We start from the raw sequence: 16,421 nt of genomic DNA on the forward strand, positions 1-16,421 counted from the left end.
CGTTGTCACGTCGTAGGCGAAAACCCCGGGGCACCCGTTGCTCCATGAACTTTTTGGAGGACTCGTGGGCGTCAGCCTGAGCAAGGGCGGCAACGTCTCGCTCTCGAAGGAGGCTCCCGGCCTGACCGCCGTTCTCGTCGGCCTGGGTTGGGACGTGCGTACGACCACCGGCACGGACTTCGACCTCGACGCGAGCGCGATCCTGCTCAACGGAAGCGGCCAGGCGCCGTCGGACGGGCACTTCGTCTTCTTCAACAACCTGAAGAGCCCGGACGGCTCCGTCGAGCACACCGGCGACAACCTCACCGGTGAGGGCGAGGGCGACGACGAGGCGATCAAGGTCAACCTCGCGGGTGTCCCCGCCGATGTCGAGCGGATCGTCTTCCCGGTCTCGATCTACGACGCCGAGACGCGGCAGCAGAGCTTCGGCCAGGTCCGCAACGCGTTCATTCGCATCGTGAACCAGGCCGACAACAAGGAACTCGCCCGGTACGACCTCACCGAGGACGCGTCGACCGAGACCGCGATGGTCTTCGGCGAGTTGTACCGCAACGGCGCGGAGTGGAAGTTCCGCGCGGTGGGCCAGGGCTACGCCTCGGGCCTGCGCGGCATCGCCAAGGACTTCGGGGTCAACGTCTGACCCGGGCGCACATGATCGACGCCCGCCGACCGCTCACCGCGGTCGGCGGGCGTTCGTCGTCCCGGACCGGTCGGGCCCGCGCCGAGGGTTGTCGAAATGTGCGCCTGTGCATGTCCAGAGCTGTGCAAAAAGGGGGCCCCGGGGGGTCGGGGGCGTGGCAAGGTTGAACGCGAATGTACGACGATCAGGAGGATTCGATGGGGGTCACCCTCGCCAAGGGCGGAAACGTCTCGCTGAGCAAGGCCGCACCCAACCTCACCAATGTGCTGGTGGGTCTGGGCTGGGACGCGCGCGCCACCACGGGCGCCTCGTTCGACCTGGACGCGAGTGCGCTGCTGTGCGGTGGGGCGGGCAAGGTGCTCGGCGACGACTATTTCGTTTTCTACAACAACCTGAAGAGCCCCGAGGGGTCGATCGAGCACACCGGTGACAACCTCACCGGTGACGGCGACGGCGATGACGAGGTGATCCTGGTCGACCTGACGGCCGTTCCGGAGCAGGTCGAGAAGGTGGTTTTCCCGGTCTCCATCTACGACGCGGAGATGCGCGGGCAGACCTTCGGCCAGGTCCGCAACGCCTACATTCGGATCGTGAATCAGGCGGACAACAACGAGCTGGCGCGTTACGACCTGACCGAGGACGCGTCAAGCGAGACTGCCATGATCTTTGGAGAACTTTACCGTTACCAGGGGGAGTGGAAGTTCCGCGCAGTAGGGCAGGGGTACGCTTCGGGCCTGCGGGGGATCGCACTCGACTTCGGCGTCAGCGTGCAGTGAGTACGCGCTGACGGTGTGTCAGGGTCGGTCACCCGGTGGGGCCGGCCCTGACGCCTTTCCCGAGGACTCTCGGGCGGGGGATGAGGGCCGGTCTTCCTGATGACCCGCCCGGAGATTGCAATCCCAGGTAGATAAGGACCTCATCCGTGGTAATCCGTACGTTCGGCTGGTCGTTCGCGGTGACGGCGGTCGGTCTCGCCGTCGCCGCCTATTTCTGGGGAGCGACCGGATTCGGCATCGTGCTGATCCTGTCGATCCTCGAGATCTCGTTGTCTTTCGACAACGCTGTAGTAAATGCCACGATCCTCAAGAAGATGAATGCCTTCTGGCAGAAGATGTTCCTGACGGTCGGCATTCTCATCGCCGTCTTCGGCATGCGTCTCGTCTTCCCGCTGCTCATCGTGAGTCTCACCGCGGGGATGAGCCCGACGGATGTGGTCGACCTCGCGTTCCACGAGAACAAGATGATCGACGGCATGACCTACGCCGATCACCTGGACGAGGCGCACCCGGCGATCGCGGCCTTCGGTGGGCTGTTCCTGCTGATGATCTTCCTTGACTTCATGTTCGACGAGGAGCGCGAGCACCACTGGGTCGGCCCGCTGGAACGGTTCACCGGCAAGCTCGGCAGCTTCGACGTGCTGTCCACCCTGATCGCGCTGGTCACCCTGGTGGTCGTGGCGCAGTCGCTCGCACCCGCGCACAAGGAGGGCACGGTCATGGTGGCGGGCGTGCTCGGCCTGATCGCGTACCTGGCCGTCGGCGGGCTCTCCGACTACTTCGAATCGCACGGCACGCTCGGCGAGATCAACGCCGAGGAGGACGAGGACGAGGACGCCGAAGAGGGCGCCGCGGCGGTCCAGGCCGCGCGCAGCGGCCCGAACACCGCGCAGCTGGCCGCCGGCAAGGCCGCGTTCTTCATGTTCCTCTACCTCGAGGTGTTGGACGCGTCGTTCTCCTTCGACGGTGTGGTCGGCGCGTTCGCCATCACCCAGGACCTGCTGATGATCACGCTGGGTCTGGGTATCGGCGCGATGTACATCCGGTCGCTCACCGTCTACCTGGTGCGCCAGGGCACGCTGGACGACTACGTGTACCTGGAGCACGGCGCGATGTACGCGATCGGCGCGCTCGCCGGCATCCTCCTGGCGTCGATCAAGTGGGAGATCCACGAGGTGATCACCGGCGTGGTCGGGGTGGGCTTCATCGGCGTCGCGCTGATCTCCTCGATCGTCCGCAACAAGCGGATCGGGCACGTCCCCGGGCAGAACGGCGAGGCCAAGACCAAGGCCGGGGTCGTCTAACCACCCGGCGGCACGTCCCGCGAGCACGACCGGTACCGCGTCCGAACATCCGTCGGGCGCGGTACCGGTTTTTTCCGGCCCGGTTATGTTGTGTACTGAAGCCGCCACCACGCGTACGCGGGCTCGGGATCAGGGGAGGGCTTGATGCCGCTTTTCGACTGGCGTCGGGGATTGATCGAACGCGAGCCGGACCACGGCGGGCACAAGGTCGCGCTGACCCGCTCGACGCCCGAGGTCTCGCTGACCCAGGCGGGCTCGGCGACCGGCACGCTGCGGGTCAACCTGCACTGGAACCCGCAGGTCGAGCAGGCACCGCCGCGGCAGCGCAGCGGCGGGTTGTTCCGGCCGCTGGCCGTGCAGTCGCCGCCGCTGCCGCAGAAGATCGACCTCGACCTGGGCTGCATGTGGGAGATGTCCGACGGCTCCAAGGGCGTGGTCCAGGCGCTCGGCAACCTGTACGGGCAGTTCAGCCAGCCGCCGTACGTGCGCCTGGACACCGACGACCGCTCCGGGTCGGCGTCGGGCGAGACGCTTTTCATCAACATCGACCAGGCGCGCAACGTGCGCCGACTGCTCATCTTCGTCTACATCTACGAGGGCATTCCGGCGTTCGACCAGGTCAACGGCGTGGTCACGCTGTTCCCGAACGCGGGTCTGCCGATCGAGGTGCGGTTGGACGAGCACGCGCGCGAGGCGCACACCTGTGCGGTGGCGGTGGTGGAGAACCACGGCGACGACATCGTGGTCCGCCGCGAGGTCCGCTACGTGCACGGCTATCAGGCCGAGCTGGACCGCGAGTACGGGTGGGGTCTGCTGTGGGCGCGCGGCTACAAGTGAGCCGCGGGCACCGGTGATCCGGTGCGCCGGGTGACCCGGTCCGTCGGCGGACCGGGTCACCCGTGCGCGGGGCGGGTCAGCCCTGGAACTGCGGGCCCTGCGGCGGCGAGTCCAGGCGGCGCAGCTGCGGCGGGCCGCCGTGGCCCTGGGGCGGGGTGCCCTGGTGCGGCTGCGGGGGCATGCCCATGCCCTGCGGCGGGGTCATGCCCGGTTGGTACTGCCCGGGCGGCTGCGGAGCGCCGTGCGAGGGCGTGTACGGCCCCGGCGGCTGCGGAGCGCCGTGTGCGGGCGTGTACTGACCCGGAGCCGGGAGCTGCGGGCCGCCCGGCGGCATGTGCATCACGCCGGGCGGTGTCTGGAACCCGACGCCGTGCGAGGGGGTGCCGGGAGGCTGCGCGAAGCCCTGCGGCGGGGTGCCGCCCGGGCCGGGCGGCGGCGGTACGGGGGCGCCGGCCGAGGGCGTCTGCGGGTAGCCCGGGGGCGGGCCACCGAACGTGTGCGGGGCCGGCGGCGGCGGGATCGTCGGGCCGTCGTGGCGCGGCGGGGGCGGCACCGAGGGGCCGCCGTACGGCGCGTTGCCCGAGACGGGCAGCACACCCTGGGGCGGCGCCGGCTGCTGCCCCGCGGGCGGGGCGGGCACGGGGCCCCGGTCGTATTGCGGCAGCACGGCGGTGGGCGCCGCGTCCTGGTAGGTCGGCTGCGGCTGCGGCGCCGGAGGGTTGCCGAAGACCGGGGCCGGCGGCGGCGCCGGTGCGGTGGGCGGCGACTGGTGCACCGGCGGCAGCGGCACGGGAGCCGGGGCCGGCGGGGCGCCTGCGGGGGCCGGTTCGTCGTCGACGCTGATCCCGTAGTCGGTGGCCAGACCGGCGAGACCGCTCGCGTAGCCCTGGCCGACCGCGCGGAACTTCCACTGGTCGCCGCGCCGGTAGATCTCGCCGAACACGAACGCGGTTTCGGTGGTCGCGCCGGTGATCGGGAAGTTGAGCAGCTCGCCTCCGCCGTCGACGTCGTACAGTCGAAGGACCAGACCGGGCACCGCGCCGATCGTGCCGCCGTCGGCGGACGCGGCCACGATCACGTGGCGGACATCCGGGGCGAGCGCCGCGACGTCCACGCGGACGCCGTCGGTGCAGCGGTCGGGGGCGGTGTTCTTGCCCTCGTGGACGACCGTGCCGGAGGGGTGTCTGGGCTGGTTGTAGAAGACGAAATCGTGGTCGCCGCGCACCTTGTCGTCCGCGCCGAGCAGCAGGGCCGAGGCGTCCATGTCCGGGACACCGGCTCCCGGCCGCCATTCGAGGACCACGCGCACGGACCGGGCGGGGAGGGCCGTATTCGCTCCCTTGGACATCACCTGGGTCATGTCCCCATCCTGCCGTCCCGACGGAGTCGGGCTCAACGTGGGTCGGGGCCGTGACGATTGTGTGAACACATGGTCCTATAACCGGATCGTACGTCTTCGATTTTGCTTTTCGGTTACCGTAGGCAGCACCTGCCGGCGGCTCACCGGCTCGGCGCGTAATGCGCCTTTCGATATATCCGGGGCGGGTACGGGTTCCCTTCCCGACGCGCCTGTGCCATCACCACCGACGGTCGAGGGGGATCAGATCACGATGCGGCATTTCGGCTACCTGGACGATGCGGTCCGCGACCACCTGTTCCACCGCGAGCCGCAGACGTTCGACCGGGACAGCGATGCCGGCGTGCTCGCCTCGGCTCTCGGCGCGACCCTGTACAGTCCCGCCACGCGCGCGACGCTCGCGACGGACATCGCCAAGCAGGCCGCCCGCGGGGTGACCTCGATGGTGTTGTGCCTGGAGGACTCGATCGACGACCGCGAGGTGGTCGGTGCCGAGCAGAACCTGGTCGAGCAGTTGGCCGCGTTCGCCGGCTCCGGGGCCGAGGGGCCGCTGCTGTTCATCCGGGTCCGCCACCCCGAGCAGATCACCGACCTCGCCGAGCGGCTCGGCGACACGCTCGGCGTGCTGACCGGATTCGTACTGCCCAAGTTCGAGCCGGACAGCGGCGCGCGCTACCTCAAGGCACTGGACGAGGCGATCACGATGAGTGGTCGCCGACTGTTCGCGATGCCCGTCCTGGAGTCGCCGTCGATCGCCTACATCGAGCATCGGCGGGCCGTGCTCGCCGAACTCGCCGAGCTGATCGCCGCGCACCGCGAGCGCATCCTGGCGGTACGGATCGGGGCCACCGACTTCCAGTCCGCGTACGCGCTGCGCCGCTCGCGCGATCTGACCGCCTACGACGTGCACCTGGTGGCCCAGCTGATCGGCGACATCGTGAACGTCTTCGGTCGGGCCGACGGCACCGGACACGTGATCAGCGGGCCGGTGTGGGAGTACTTCCCGCAGGGTGAGCGGCTGTTCAAGCCGCAGCTGCGGCGCACGCCGTTCGCCGAGGCGGAGGATCCGGAGGCGGTCGAGTTGCGCACCCGGCTGATCTCCGCCGACCTGGACGGGCTGATCCGCGAACTCGAACTGGACAAGGCCAACGGGCTTCTCGGCAAGACCGCGATCCACCCCAGCCACGTGGCGGTGATCCACGCGATGTCGGTGGTCACGCACGAGGAGTACTGCGACGCCGGCGACATCCTCGCGGAGAGCGCGGCCGGCGGCGGGGTGCTGCGCTCGGCGTACACCAACAAGATGAACGAGGTGAAGCCGCACCGCGCGTGGGCGCAGGCGGTGATGCGCCGGGCGCACGCGTTCGGCGTGGCCCGCGAGGACGTCACGTTCGTGGACCTGCTCGCGGCGGGGGTCATGGAGTGAGCCGGCGGCCGGGGCGGGACGTCCCGGCGGGATCGGTCGATACGGGGCAACAAGGGAAGCGGGTTCGTGCGTGACGCAACATCGGATGGAAACCTGGTCGGGAGGGCCGGGCGAGCCGGGAGGGCCGGGCGGGCCGAAGGCATCGGGCGGGTCGACGGATACGGCGACCTGGTCGGGGAGTTGGGTCGCCGAGCGACTCGACGTGGCGCTCGCCGGGGACGGGCTCGACGCACTGGTCGGGCTCGCGCTGCGGCGCAACCCGCGCCGGGCCCACCTGCTGGTGTCCACCGTGTTGGGCAAGCACGTCCCGCAACTGCCCGAGGTGGTGCACGACGCGGGCCGCGACCTGGGCATGCGGGTGGCGCGCGTGCTGGCCGACGAGCCGACGCCGGTGGTGCTCGGCTACGCGGAGACCGCCACGGGCCTGGGGCACTGCGTGGCCGAGGCGCTGCCGGGGGCGGCCTACCTGCACTCCACCCGGCGTCCGGTGGCCGGGGTGGACCGGTTCGGCTCCTTCGAGGAGGAGCACTCGCATGCCACCTCGCACCTGATCCTGCCGCGTGATCGCGAACTGCTCTCCGGGAGCGGGCCGTTGGTCCTGGTGGACGACGAACTGTCCACCGGGCGCACGGTGTCCAACACGATCCGGGCACTGCACGCGGTCGCGCCTCGGGCGCACTACGTGATCGCCGCGCTGATCGACGTGCGCGGTCCCGCCGACCGGGCCGAGTTCGAGGTCTTCGCGGCCGAACTCGGCGCCCGGGTGGACGTGGTGGCGCTCGCGGCCGGCACCGTCGACCTGCCCGAGGACGTGCTCGCGCGCGGCACCGCGCTGGTCGCCGCGCACGAGGCCGGCGGGCCGGCGGACGAGCCGCCCGGCACGGTGCGCACCCTCGACCTGGACTGGCCGGCCGACCTGCCCGACGGCGGGCGGCACGGGTTCACCCAGGCCGACCAGGACACCCTGGAGCGGGTCCTGCCCGCCCTCGGCGCGGCGCTGGCCGGGCAGGTGGTGGGCCGGCGGATCCTGGTCCTCGGCTTCGAGGAACTGATGTACACACCGCTGCGGTTGGCCCGTGCGCTGGCCGAGCACGTGCCGGCCGGGGTCGAGGTGCGCTACTCGACCACGACCCGCTCGCCGGTGCTGGCCGTGGACGATCCGGGCTACGCGATCCGTACCCGATTGCAATTCCCCGCCCACGACGATCCGGCGGACGGGCCCGGCGAGCGCTACGCGTACAACGTCGCGGCCGGCGCCGACCCCGAGCGGCGCTTCGACGAGGTGCTGATCGTCGTCGACTCGGTCGCCGACACCCCCGAACTGCGCGCGCCCGGCGGGCTGTTGGATGCGCTGTCCCGGGTCACCGACCACGTCGGTCTGCTCGTCGTCCCCTCCTTCACCCCCGAGGTGCGCAGGTCATGAACCACCAGTCCGTGAACGATCGGCCCGGTGCGGCCGGACCCGACACCGGGAAGCTGCCGGAGCCGCTGTACGGTCCCGCGTTCTCCTCCTACGCCGCCGACGAGGTCGCCTGGCTGCTCAAGGACCTGTCCGCGGTCGAGCTGGAAGCGCCGCTGGAGGAGCGCGAGGAGGCGATCCAGCACGCGGGCGCGCACTACGCCGAGTCGTTGCCCATCGAGTACCAGCCCTCGCCCGAGTACCAGGCGCTGTTCCACGCCGCGCTGGACGCCTCGGCGGAGCGGATCGCGCACGCGGTCGGCGTGGTCACCGAGACCATCCTCGCCGAGCGCGGCCGGGACGCGGTGCTGGTCTCGCTGGCCAGGGCCGGCACCCCGGTGGGCGTGCTGATGCGCCGCTGGGCCCGGCGCGCGCACGGCCTGACGCTGCCGCACTTCGCCGTGTCGATCGTGCGCGGACGCGGCATCGACACCACCGCGCTGCGGTGGCTGGGCCGCGAGTTCGACCCGTCGCGGATCGTCTTCGTGGACGGCTGGACCGGCAAGGGCGCGATCACCCGCGAGTTGTCCGACGCGCTGGACGTGACCGCGGCGACCACCGGCATGCGGTTCGACCCGGAGTTGGCCGTGCTCGCCGACCCGGGCTCGTGCGTGCGTACCTACGGCACCCGGGACGACTTCCTGATCCCGTCCGCGTGCCTGAACTCGACGGTGTCCGGGCTGGTCTCGCGCACCGTGCTGCGCGACGACCTGATCGGGCCGGACGAGTTCCACGGCGCGAAGTTCTACGCCGAACTGGCCGGCGCGGACGTGTCCGGGCTGTTCCTGGACGCCGTCGCCGAACGGTTCGACGCGGTCGCCGAGGACGTGGCGCGCGACCAACCCGTGCTCGCCGCGAGCGACCGCACGCCGACCTGGGCCGGATGGCGCGCGGTCGAGCGGATCGGCGCCGAGTACGGGATCGACAACATCAACCTGATCAAGCCCGGGGTCGGCGAGACCACGCGGGTGCTGCTGCGCCGGGTGCCGTGGCAGATCCTGGCCCGAGAGGGGGTCGGCGCCGAGCTGGACCACGTGCGGATGCTCGCCGCCCAGCGCGGGGTGCCGGTGATCGACGTGGACGACCTGCCGTACTCGTGCGTGGGTCTGGTCAAACCGGGCTTTCGCCGGGACGGGAGTGCCGCGTGAACGTGCTGGTGGCCAGTGACCTGGACCGGACCCTGATCTACTCGAAGGCCGCCGCGCGGCTGGGGTTGGGCCCCGAGGAACCGACGCCCGAGCTGGTGTGCGTGGAGGAGTACGAGGGCGCGCCGATGTCCTTCGTCACCCGCCGGGCGAGCGAGCTGTTGGCCGAACTCGCCGAGCACAGCACGTTCGTGCCCACCACGACGCGTACCCGGGAGCAGTACGGGCGGATCGTACTGCCCGGCCGGGCGCCGGAGTTCGCGATCTGTGCCAATGGCGGCCACCTGCTCGTGCACGGCGAGAGCGACCCGGACTGGCACGCGGGGGTGCGCAAGACGCTCGCCGCGAAGGCCGCGCCGCTGCCGGAGGTGATCGCCCACCTCGAAGTGGTCGCCCGACCCGAGTGGACGCTCAAACTCCGGGTGGCCGAGGACCTGTTCGGCTACCTGGTGGTGGAACGCGCGGCACTGCCGCCGGAGTTCGTGCCGGAGCTGACCGAGTGGGCGAACGCGCGCGGCTACGGCGTCTCGCTTCAGGGACGCAAGCTCTACCTCGTCCCGGACGCGCTGACCAAGGGCGACGCGGTGCGCGAGGTGGCCCGACGGGCCTCGGCCGACGTGGTGTTCGCGGCCGGCGACTCGCTCCTGGACATCGAACTGTTGCGGGCCGCGGTCGCCGGGGTACGGCCGGGGCATGGCGAACTGGCCGACAGCGACTGGTCGGTGCCGCATGTGGAGGCGTTGGCCGCGATGGGACTGTCCGCGGGGGAGCGGATCGCGGAGTGGCTGCTGGAGCGGAGCCGGAGTCGGATTCGGCCGGTGGTCGGCGCGTAGGGCGCCGGTGCTCCGGCGCGGCGGGTTGCCGCACCTGTTCCGGAGGATCGGGGCCGGGGCCGGTGGGGCGCGGTTGAATGGTGCGCGACGAGGAGGAGGGGCCGTCGTGGGACCTGCCGAGTGTGTTGTGTGGTGGGCCGAGCCGGATCCGGACGCGGTCGCGCGGGCCTGGTTCGACGCGGCCGAGCGGGCCAGATACGAGCGGTATCGCCGACCGGCCGACCAGGCGAGGTTCGCCACCGCGCGGGCGCTGGCCCGACAGGTGCTGGCGGCCCGGCTCGACGTGGCCCCGGGCGAGGTGCGCTTCGACACGACCTGCCGGCTCTGCGGGTGCGACCGGGGCAAGCCGAGGGTGGCGCACGGCCCGGCGGGGCTCGACTTCTCCATCTCGCACGCCGGGGAGCGGGTCGTGCTCGCGGTGGTCGAGGGCGCCGAGGTGGGCGTGGACGTGGAGCGGATCGCGACCGTCGAGGGCACCCTGTCCGGTGCCGAACTGGCCGCGCAGGATCGGCTTCCCGCGCGCCTGCGGGCGGCCGACGCGATCACCCGGTGGACCCGCAAGGAGGCGCTGCTCAAGGTGTACGGGCTCGGTCTGACCGTCGATCCGCGCCGGTTGACGGTGTCCGGCGCGGGCGAGCCGCCCCGATTGTTGGACTGGCCGGACCCGCCGGAGGCGGCGGGGGTGCCGGGCGACCTCGCGGCGATCGACCACCCGGACGACGGACATCCGCACCGCGGGCAGGATGCGGTGCGGATGTACGACCTGGCGCCGGGCGTCGGCTACGCGGCGACGGTGGCGCTGCGCGGACCCGGGCCGGACACGGTGCGCGAGTGCTGGGTGGACGCGGTTGCGGAGCCGGGCGGGGCGGCGCCGGATCGGTCAGACGCAGGCGCCGCGGACGGTCAGTAGTTCGGCGCGGGCGTGCAGCTGTCGGCCGCACTCCATGTCGAAGGTCAGCTCGAAGCCGTCGCGCGCGGCGCGCACCCGGGTCAGCGCGACCTCGGTGAACCGGTCGAGCGCACCGCACAACTCGTGCATGACCACCCCGGTCGAGGACAGGCCGAGCACCGTGCCGTCGCCGAGGGTGACCAGGTCGCAGCCGCGGTTGCCGGTCGCCGCCTGGGCGTCGGTCACCCGCAGCGGACCGCGCCCGAGCGAGTGCAGCCAGTTGACCGCCCGGCGATGCAGCACCGCGCGCTCCTCCTCGTAGGCGACGGCCATCATGCGGTGCATGTCGGTGATGTCGTCGGTGTGCAGGGGCAACACCGGGGCCGTCCGCGGAGCCCGGCGCAGCGCGCGCAGGCAGGGCGGTGCCAGGACGAGGAGAAACACGAACAGGAGCATCAAGAGCACGGGCATGTGCGACTTCCCGGTGTCAGCATCGTGGTCGCCGGCGCGGCGCGCGGGATCCGTCCCCGTGAATCGGGACCAAGGTCCCGAAGTCGGCCGGTCCGTCGACTTTAAACCTTGAATTTCGGGAAAGTGGCCACCGGTGCCGATTCTTTACCCGACTGGTCGAACATGGCGACGAAATCGCTACGTGGAGTTGCCGATGATGCGCCGACTGCGGAAAATGTCGGCTTTTTGGCGACGGATGATCGCTGTGCGTAGTGTCCGGGTTTGGCGTCAGTGCGGGCCGGGGCCGGCCCGGTCCTCGCGGATCACCTGCACGGTGGCCGCGACCTCGGCGCGGATGTCCCGGGTCTCGCTGAGAAAGCGCCACCAGTCGGGGCGGGGCTGCTCCGGCTCCGCGGCGATCGCCTCCAGGCGGTACACCAGCGCGTCCAGCCGGCGGGCGTAGCGCTCCTCGGCGTTGGCCCGACCGCCGAGGGCGAGCCGCTGGGCGTCGCGCAGCGCGAATCGGGTGCGTTCCAACTCGGCCTCCGGGTCGCGGGCCACCTCTTCGAGGGCGTGCAGCCGGTCGTTGACCGAGGCCATCGCCTCGTCGGCGTCCTTGAGGGTGGCCCGGGCGGTGGCCAGCCGGCTGACCGCGTCGGCGTACTCGCCGCGCCCGGCCGCGGCGCCGGCCTCCTCCAGGCGGCTGCGGGCCACGCCCAGGGACTGTCGGGTGCGCGCCGGGACCTGCTCCAGGTCGACCCAGCAGGACTGTACGTAGTCGCGGCGCAGTCGGTGCAGGGCAGGCTCGATCGTGCCCAGGCGGGATTCCAGCGCCTGGGCGCGGGTGCGCAGCGAGGACAGCCGGTTGGTGACCTCCTCGCGCTGCCTGGGCAGCCGCTCGGCCTCCGCGCGCAGCTCGCCGGCCGCGGTCTCGATCCGCCGGGCCACCTCCAGCGTGCCCGGGATACCGAGCGCGGCCGGGCCCCGGTCCAGCTCGGTCAGATCGGCGCGTACGGCGGCCAGTCGGGTGGTGAGCGTGGTCGAGCCGAGGCCGGCCCGCTCGGTCGCGGCGACCGCCTGTTCGGCCTCGGCGGCGGCGCGGCGGGCCCGGTCCACGGCGGGGGGCAGTTGGCCGAGCGCCTGTTCGGCGTCGGCGAGCAGCGGGCCGAGCGAGGTGCCGAAGCGGTCCAACTCCTGGCGCACGGCGTCGAGCCGGCTCGCCACCTCGGCCAACTCCCGCCGGGCGGACTCGTATTCGTCGGTCTCCAGCTCCACGTCGAGCGGGTGCCGGTCCATCAGCGCGATGTAGGCCGCGCTCGCCTCGTCGATTCGCAGGCTCACGGCGGCGAAGCTGCGCAGCGCGTCCTCGGTGCCGCGCGCGCCGCGTACGGCTCGGACCGTCTCCAGCGAGAGCATCATGTCCCGCTGGGCGGTGTCCAGCTGGAGGAACGCCTCGCCCGCCGCCTCGCGCGCGGCCAGCGCGGCCGAGCGGGCGGCCTCCTTGCGCCGGCGCCACGGGCGGGTCTCGCCGCCGGCGAACGCGCCCGGGAGCAGCGCCAGGAGCAGCGGCGCGAGCGTGATCGACAGGGGAAGGCCGCCCCCGAGGGACCGTCGTGCGGATCCGACCACCACGCCTGCTCCCGTCACCGTGTGAACTGTGCGCACTCCATCCTGCCCATCCTTCCAGGTGCTGTCCGATGGAGGTCCACCAACCGTCCCTTCGGCGCGTGTCCGGGGTCGGACGGGGCGCTTGGGGGCGGTGTGTGGGGTGGGCCGTCGGGCCTGGTGGATGGGCGGGTGTGTGGGTGCGTTGGGGGCGGGCGTGGCGGGCCCGGCGGCCGTTGTGGGCGACCGCCGGGCGGAGTGTGACGGGGTGGTACCGGTGGGTGCTTCGGTCAGAAGGTCACGTCGGAGCAGGAGTAGAACGCGTTGTCGGTGTCGTCGATGTCCCAGACGGCGAAGATCAGCGCCCGGCCGGTGCGGCCGGCCGGAAGGGTGCCGGTGTGCACCTGGTGCGCGGCGGGCTGGGCACCGTGGTACGGGACGGTCAGGAACGGGGTGCTCTCGATCTGGGCGCGGCTGATCGGAGTCGCGGGATTCCAGGTCGGCTTGGTGATGTAGTAGCGGAACGACGTGGTCGAGTGCCGGGCCTCGATCTCCCAGGTGAAGCTGAACGAGGCGCCGGAGGTGAGCGGGGTGGCCGGCCAGGTGCCGTTGCGGGGGTTGTCGAGCGGGGCCCAGCGGCCGTCCGCGCCGGCGCACAGCTGCCCGTCGGGCGGTCCGCCCGCGGGGTAGCCCTTGGGACCCTCGACGCTCTGCGGCTCCCACTGGATATCGCCGCAGCGCTTGACCTTGCCCTCGCCGCACAACGCGGAGCGGCTGGCCGGGTTGGAGATGTACCCGTGGGCGGAGGCGGAGGACGCCGGCAGCAGGAACGGCAGGGCGAGCACCGAAGCGCTCAGCGTGGCCAGGATGGTGCTCTTGCGCATCGAACTTCTCCTCGTGAACGAAGTCGTGCCGGGACGGGCAGACTCGTTCGGACGCGGCCTCGAAACGGTCCGCGCGCGTGCGCACGTGCGCCGGAGCGCGGATGTCGCGAGTCGATGGGACGTCGACATCCGCATCCGAACGTGGAACCACACGATCCGGGTGCGGATCGTGTCGGGTGCGACCTGCGCGAGTCGCGTGCCTTCGTTACCGGGGGCGCTCTTTCACGCTAGAAGCGGTGATTCCGGTCGGTCAATGGTCTGGACCACGTGCGGCACAAATTGGCTAATCCGGATCGGGGTCGTCGCCGGCGCGGTGGGGTGGCGGCGTCGGGCACGGGTTCAGCCGGCCGGGTCGGGGATCGGGACGGCCGGGCCGGAGACGCGGATGCGGGGGTCGTGTTCGTCGAGGTCGACGGTGAGTACGCCGGGACGGCCGAGGTCGTCGCCCTGGTGCAGGGTGAGGGTGGCCCGCGCGGGGACCAGGGACAGGGCGCGCAGGTAGTGGCCGAGGGCCGCCGCGGCGGCGCCGGTGGCCGGGTCCTCGATCACGCCGCCGACCGGGAACGGGTCGCGGACGTGGAAGGTGTCCGCCGAGGTGCGTCGGACCAGTTGCAGCGTGGTCAGGTCGCGGGCCCGCATGAAGGCGGCGAGGCCGTCGAAGTCGTAGTCCAGGTCGGCCAGGCGGGACCGGGTCGCGGCGGCCAGGATCAGGTGGTGGGCGCCGGCGTAGGCGTAGCCGGGCGGCAGTTCGGGGTCGAGGTCGTCGGCGCTCCAGCCGAGCAGGGCCAGCGCCTCGGCGACGTCGGCGGCCGGGGCGGGGGTGTGGTGCGGCTCGACGCTGGTGAGCGTGGCGCGGAGCCGGCCGTCGGGGCCGGGAATGACGTCGACCGGGACGAGGCCGGCCGGGGTGGTGAAGGCGAGCGGGCCGGGGCCGATGCGTTCGGCGAGGGCGATTGCGGCGGCGATGGTGGCGTGGCCGCAGAAGGAGACCTCGGCGAGGGGGCTGAAGTAGCGGACGGTGTAGGTGCGGGGGGTGGTGGGGTCGGCCTCGGTTTCGGCTGGGGTTTCCGCTGCGGCTGCGGCTGCGGCTGGGGCTGCGGTTGTGGTTGTGGGTTCGGGGCGGGCTTCGGTTCGGGTGAGGAACGCTGTTTCGGAGTAGCCAAGTTCGGCGGCGATCGTGAGCATGTCCCGGTCGGTCAGGGCGCCGGCGTCCAGGACCACGCCGGCGGGGTTGCCGCCGTTCGGGTCGGTGGAGAAGGCGGTGTAGCGAAGCGGGGCGGCGGCGGTGGGCGCCGGGTCCGATGTCGTCATGTCGCAGGGCAACGTTGCCGGGTGGCGGGACGATTCCCGGGGCCGCCGGTGGGTCGCGGAGTCAGGTGTGGGCGGCGAGTTCCCAGAACGCGCGCATCACGGCGGGCGGAGTGGGGCCCGCGAGTTGCACCTGGGTGAAGAGGATGGCGGTGCTGCCGGTCGCCGGGACGATGTGGGCCGTGGTGCCGGTGCCGCCGACCCATCCGTAGCGGCCGGGAACGTTCCACGCGTTGACGGCCTCGATGTCGACGGAGCCGCCGAAGCCCCACCCCTGGCCCTCCAGGAACAGGTCGGTGGCCTTGCGCTGCGCCGGGGTCAGGTGGTTGGTGGTCATCCGGCGGATCGACTCCGGGGAGAGCAGACGCCGCCCGGCGACGGTGCCCTCGGCGAGGAGCAGGCGGGCGAAGGCGTGGTAATCGTCCACGGTGGAGACCAGGCCGCCTCCGCCGGACGGGAAGGCGGGTGGGGTGCTCCACTGGCCGGTGGGACCGTCGAGGGCGCGGAGGGTGCCGTCCGGGTCGGCGAGGTGGCAAGTGGTGAACCTCCCCAGGTCGGCGGGCGGTACCGCGAATCCCGTGTCGACCATGGCGAGCGGTTCGAACAGCCGTTCGGCGAGGAATTCGGGCAGCGGACGACCGGCCGCCCGGGCGATCAGTACGCCGAGGATGTCCGAACAGGTGTTGTAGAGCCAGGCCTCGCCCGGCTGGTGGAGCAGCGGGATGTCGGACAGCCGCGCCATCCACTCGTCGGGCGCGGGGACCTGTTGCGGCTGCGGCGGACCCTGGCCCAGCTTTTCCATCAGCGGGGCGAGCGCGGGCAGCGAGAAGTCGCTCGGGAAGCCGTAACCGGCCCGGAAGGTGAGCAGGTCGAACACGGTGATCGGGCGATCGGCGGGGACCACGTCGTCGATCGCGGCGGTGGGCGTGCGGACCACGCTTCGGTCGGCCAGTTCCGGGAGGAGGTCGTCGACCGGGTCGTCCGGGGCGATCCGGCCGTCCTCGATCAGCATCATGGCCGCGGCGGCGACGACGGGCTTGGTGAGGGACGCGATGCGGAAGATCGAGTCCCGGGCCATCGGGGCGGTGCCGGCGGTGTCGAGGGAGCCGGCGGCCCGTACCTCGACGCGGTCGCCGCGGGCGATCAGGGCGACGGCGCCCGGGAGTGCTCCCTCGGCGATGTGGGTTTCGAGCAGCGTTCGCAGGTCGTCGGGGGTGTTCGGGTTCATCGGATGGGCTCCTCGGGGGCGACGTGCGGGTCGGCTGCGCGTGCGCGGCGGTCTCCGTACCGCCGAAAGGCAGACTCCGCGGGGGGTGCGGAATCATCGCTCCGGTACGGGCGAATCGTGGGCGGATGGCCGGTGGGTCGTGGGACACGGTGGGCGGATCGGTACGGACCGTGTGCCTCGGGGCGACGTGGGGTGCGGTTCGATACCGTGGCTTCGGGATTCAACTGCCTTGGCGTGGAACGTACTTCATGTTCCGGGCGAAGTTCCGTGACGCGCCGGG

At 71.8% G+C, this 16,421-nt stretch carries 13 protein-coding genes and 1 pseudogene; 8 read left to right on the forward strand and 6 right to left on the reverse strand.

The window, feature by feature from the left end:
* The first annotated feature begins 64 nt into the window (after nucleotides 1–64).
* The 4 genes from ACMXN5_RS22860 to ACMXN5_RS22875 all read left to right on the forward strand — a co-directional run bounded on the left by ACMXN5_RS22860 (nucleotide 65) and on the right by ACMXN5_RS22875 (nucleotide 3,557).
* Nucleotides 65–640: a TerD family protein gene (locus ACMXN5_RS22860; RefSeq protein ID WP_126642884.1), complete on the forward strand. Its 576-nt coding sequence runs from the start codon at nucleotides 65–67 to the stop codon at nucleotides 638–640.
* Between the two features lie 197 nt (nucleotides 641–837).
* Nucleotides 838–1,416, forward strand: a complete 579-nt coding sequence (locus ACMXN5_RS22865; RefSeq protein ID WP_126642955.1) for a TerD family protein — start codon at nucleotides 838–840, stop codon at nucleotides 1,414–1,416.
* A 146-nt stretch (nucleotides 1,417–1,562) separates the two neighbouring features.
* Nucleotides 1,563–2,720, forward strand: coding sequence for a DUF475 domain-containing protein (locus ACMXN5_RS22870; RefSeq protein WP_439676750.1), 1,158 nt, complete (start codon nucleotides 1,563–1,565; stop codon nucleotides 2,718–2,720).
* Nucleotides 2,721–2,864: 144 nt separating this feature from the next.
* Nucleotides 2,865–3,557, forward strand: coding sequence for a Tellurium resistance (locus tag ACMXN5_RS22875; protein WP_078975205.1), 693 nt, complete (start codon nucleotides 2,865–2,867; stop codon nucleotides 3,555–3,557).
* Between the two features lie 76 nt (nucleotides 3,558–3,633).
* Here the strand turns inward: ACMXN5_RS22875 and ACMXN5_RS22880 are convergent, their stop codons facing one another.
* Complete coding sequence (locus tag ACMXN5_RS22880) at nucleotides 3,634–4,917, reverse strand: TerD family protein (protein ID WP_439676752.1); 1,284 nt, start codon at nucleotides 4,915–4,917, stop codon at nucleotides 3,634–3,636.
* A 250-nt stretch (nucleotides 4,918–5,167) separates the two neighbouring features.
* Between ACMXN5_RS22880 and ACMXN5_RS22885 the strand changes: the two genes are divergently transcribed.
* The 4 genes and pseudogenes from ACMXN5_RS22885 (at nucleotide 5,168) to ACMXN5_RS22900 (ending at nucleotide 10,687) form a co-directional block, all read left to right on the forward strand.
* Complete coding sequence (locus tag ACMXN5_RS22885; RefSeq protein ID WP_395788153.1) at nucleotides 5,168–6,340, forward strand: HpcH/HpaI aldolase/citrate lyase family protein; 1,173 nt, start codon at nucleotides 5,168–5,170, stop codon at nucleotides 6,338–6,340.
* Nucleotides 6,341–6,425: 85 nt separating this feature from the next.
* Nucleotides 6,426–8,947, forward strand: a pseudogene (locus ACMXN5_RS22890) (phosphoribosyltransferase).
* Nucleotides 8,944–9,777 (forward strand): HAD family hydrolase, encoded by an 834-nt coding sequence (locus ACMXN5_RS22895; RefSeq protein ID WP_439676753.1) that lies wholly within the window; start codon nucleotides 8,944–8,946, stop codon nucleotides 9,775–9,777. The pseudogene ACMXN5_RS22890 and the gene ACMXN5_RS22895 overlap by 4 nt, the downstream one beginning before the upstream one ends.
* Nucleotides 9,778–9,883: 106 nt before the next feature.
* A complete protein-coding gene (locus ACMXN5_RS22900) occupies nucleotides 9,884–10,687 on the forward strand; it encodes a 4'-phosphopantetheinyl transferase family protein (RefSeq protein ID WP_439676754.1) in 804 nt (267 codons plus the stop codon).
* Here ACMXN5_RS22900 and ACMXN5_RS22905 read toward each other — a convergent pair.
* From ACMXN5_RS22905 to ACMXN5_RS22925, 5 genes are all read right to left on the reverse strand, one after another.
* Nucleotides 10,658–11,137: a hypothetical protein gene (locus tag ACMXN5_RS22905; protein WP_439676755.1), complete on the reverse strand. Its 480-nt coding sequence runs from the start codon at nucleotides 11,135–11,137 to the stop codon at nucleotides 10,658–10,660. The two genes, ACMXN5_RS22900 and ACMXN5_RS22905, sit on opposite strands and share 30 nt — an antisense overlap.
* A 267-nt stretch (nucleotides 11,138–11,404) precedes the next feature.
* Entirely contained in the window at nucleotides 11,405–12,763 is a 1,359-nt protein-coding gene (locus ACMXN5_RS22910) for a hypothetical protein (RefSeq protein ID WP_439676756.1), read from the reverse strand.
* Nucleotides 12,764–13,011: 248 nt separating this feature from the next.
* On the reverse strand, nucleotides 13,012–13,605 hold the full coding sequence (locus ACMXN5_RS22915; protein ID WP_395788163.1) for a lytic polysaccharide monooxygenase auxiliary activity family 9 protein: 594 nt from the start codon (nucleotides 13,603–13,605) through the stop codon (nucleotides 13,012–13,014).
* 339 nt (nucleotides 13,606–13,944) lie between these two features.
* Nucleotides 13,945–14,916 (reverse strand): PhzF family phenazine biosynthesis protein, encoded by a 972-nt coding sequence (locus ACMXN5_RS22920; RefSeq protein WP_439676757.1) that lies wholly within the window; start codon nucleotides 14,914–14,916, stop codon nucleotides 13,945–13,947.
* A 61-nt stretch (nucleotides 14,917–14,977) separates the two neighbouring features.
* Nucleotides 14,978–16,141: a serine hydrolase domain-containing protein gene (locus tag ACMXN5_RS22925; RefSeq protein ID WP_439676758.1), complete on the reverse strand. Its 1,164-nt coding sequence runs from the start codon at nucleotides 16,139–16,141 to the stop codon at nucleotides 14,978–14,980.
* Nucleotides 16,142–16,421 lie beyond the last annotated feature (280 nt).

The organism is Embleya australiensis (assembly GCF_051903075.1).
Lineage (GTDB): Bacteria > Actinomycetota > Actinomycetes > Streptomycetales > Streptomycetaceae > Embleya.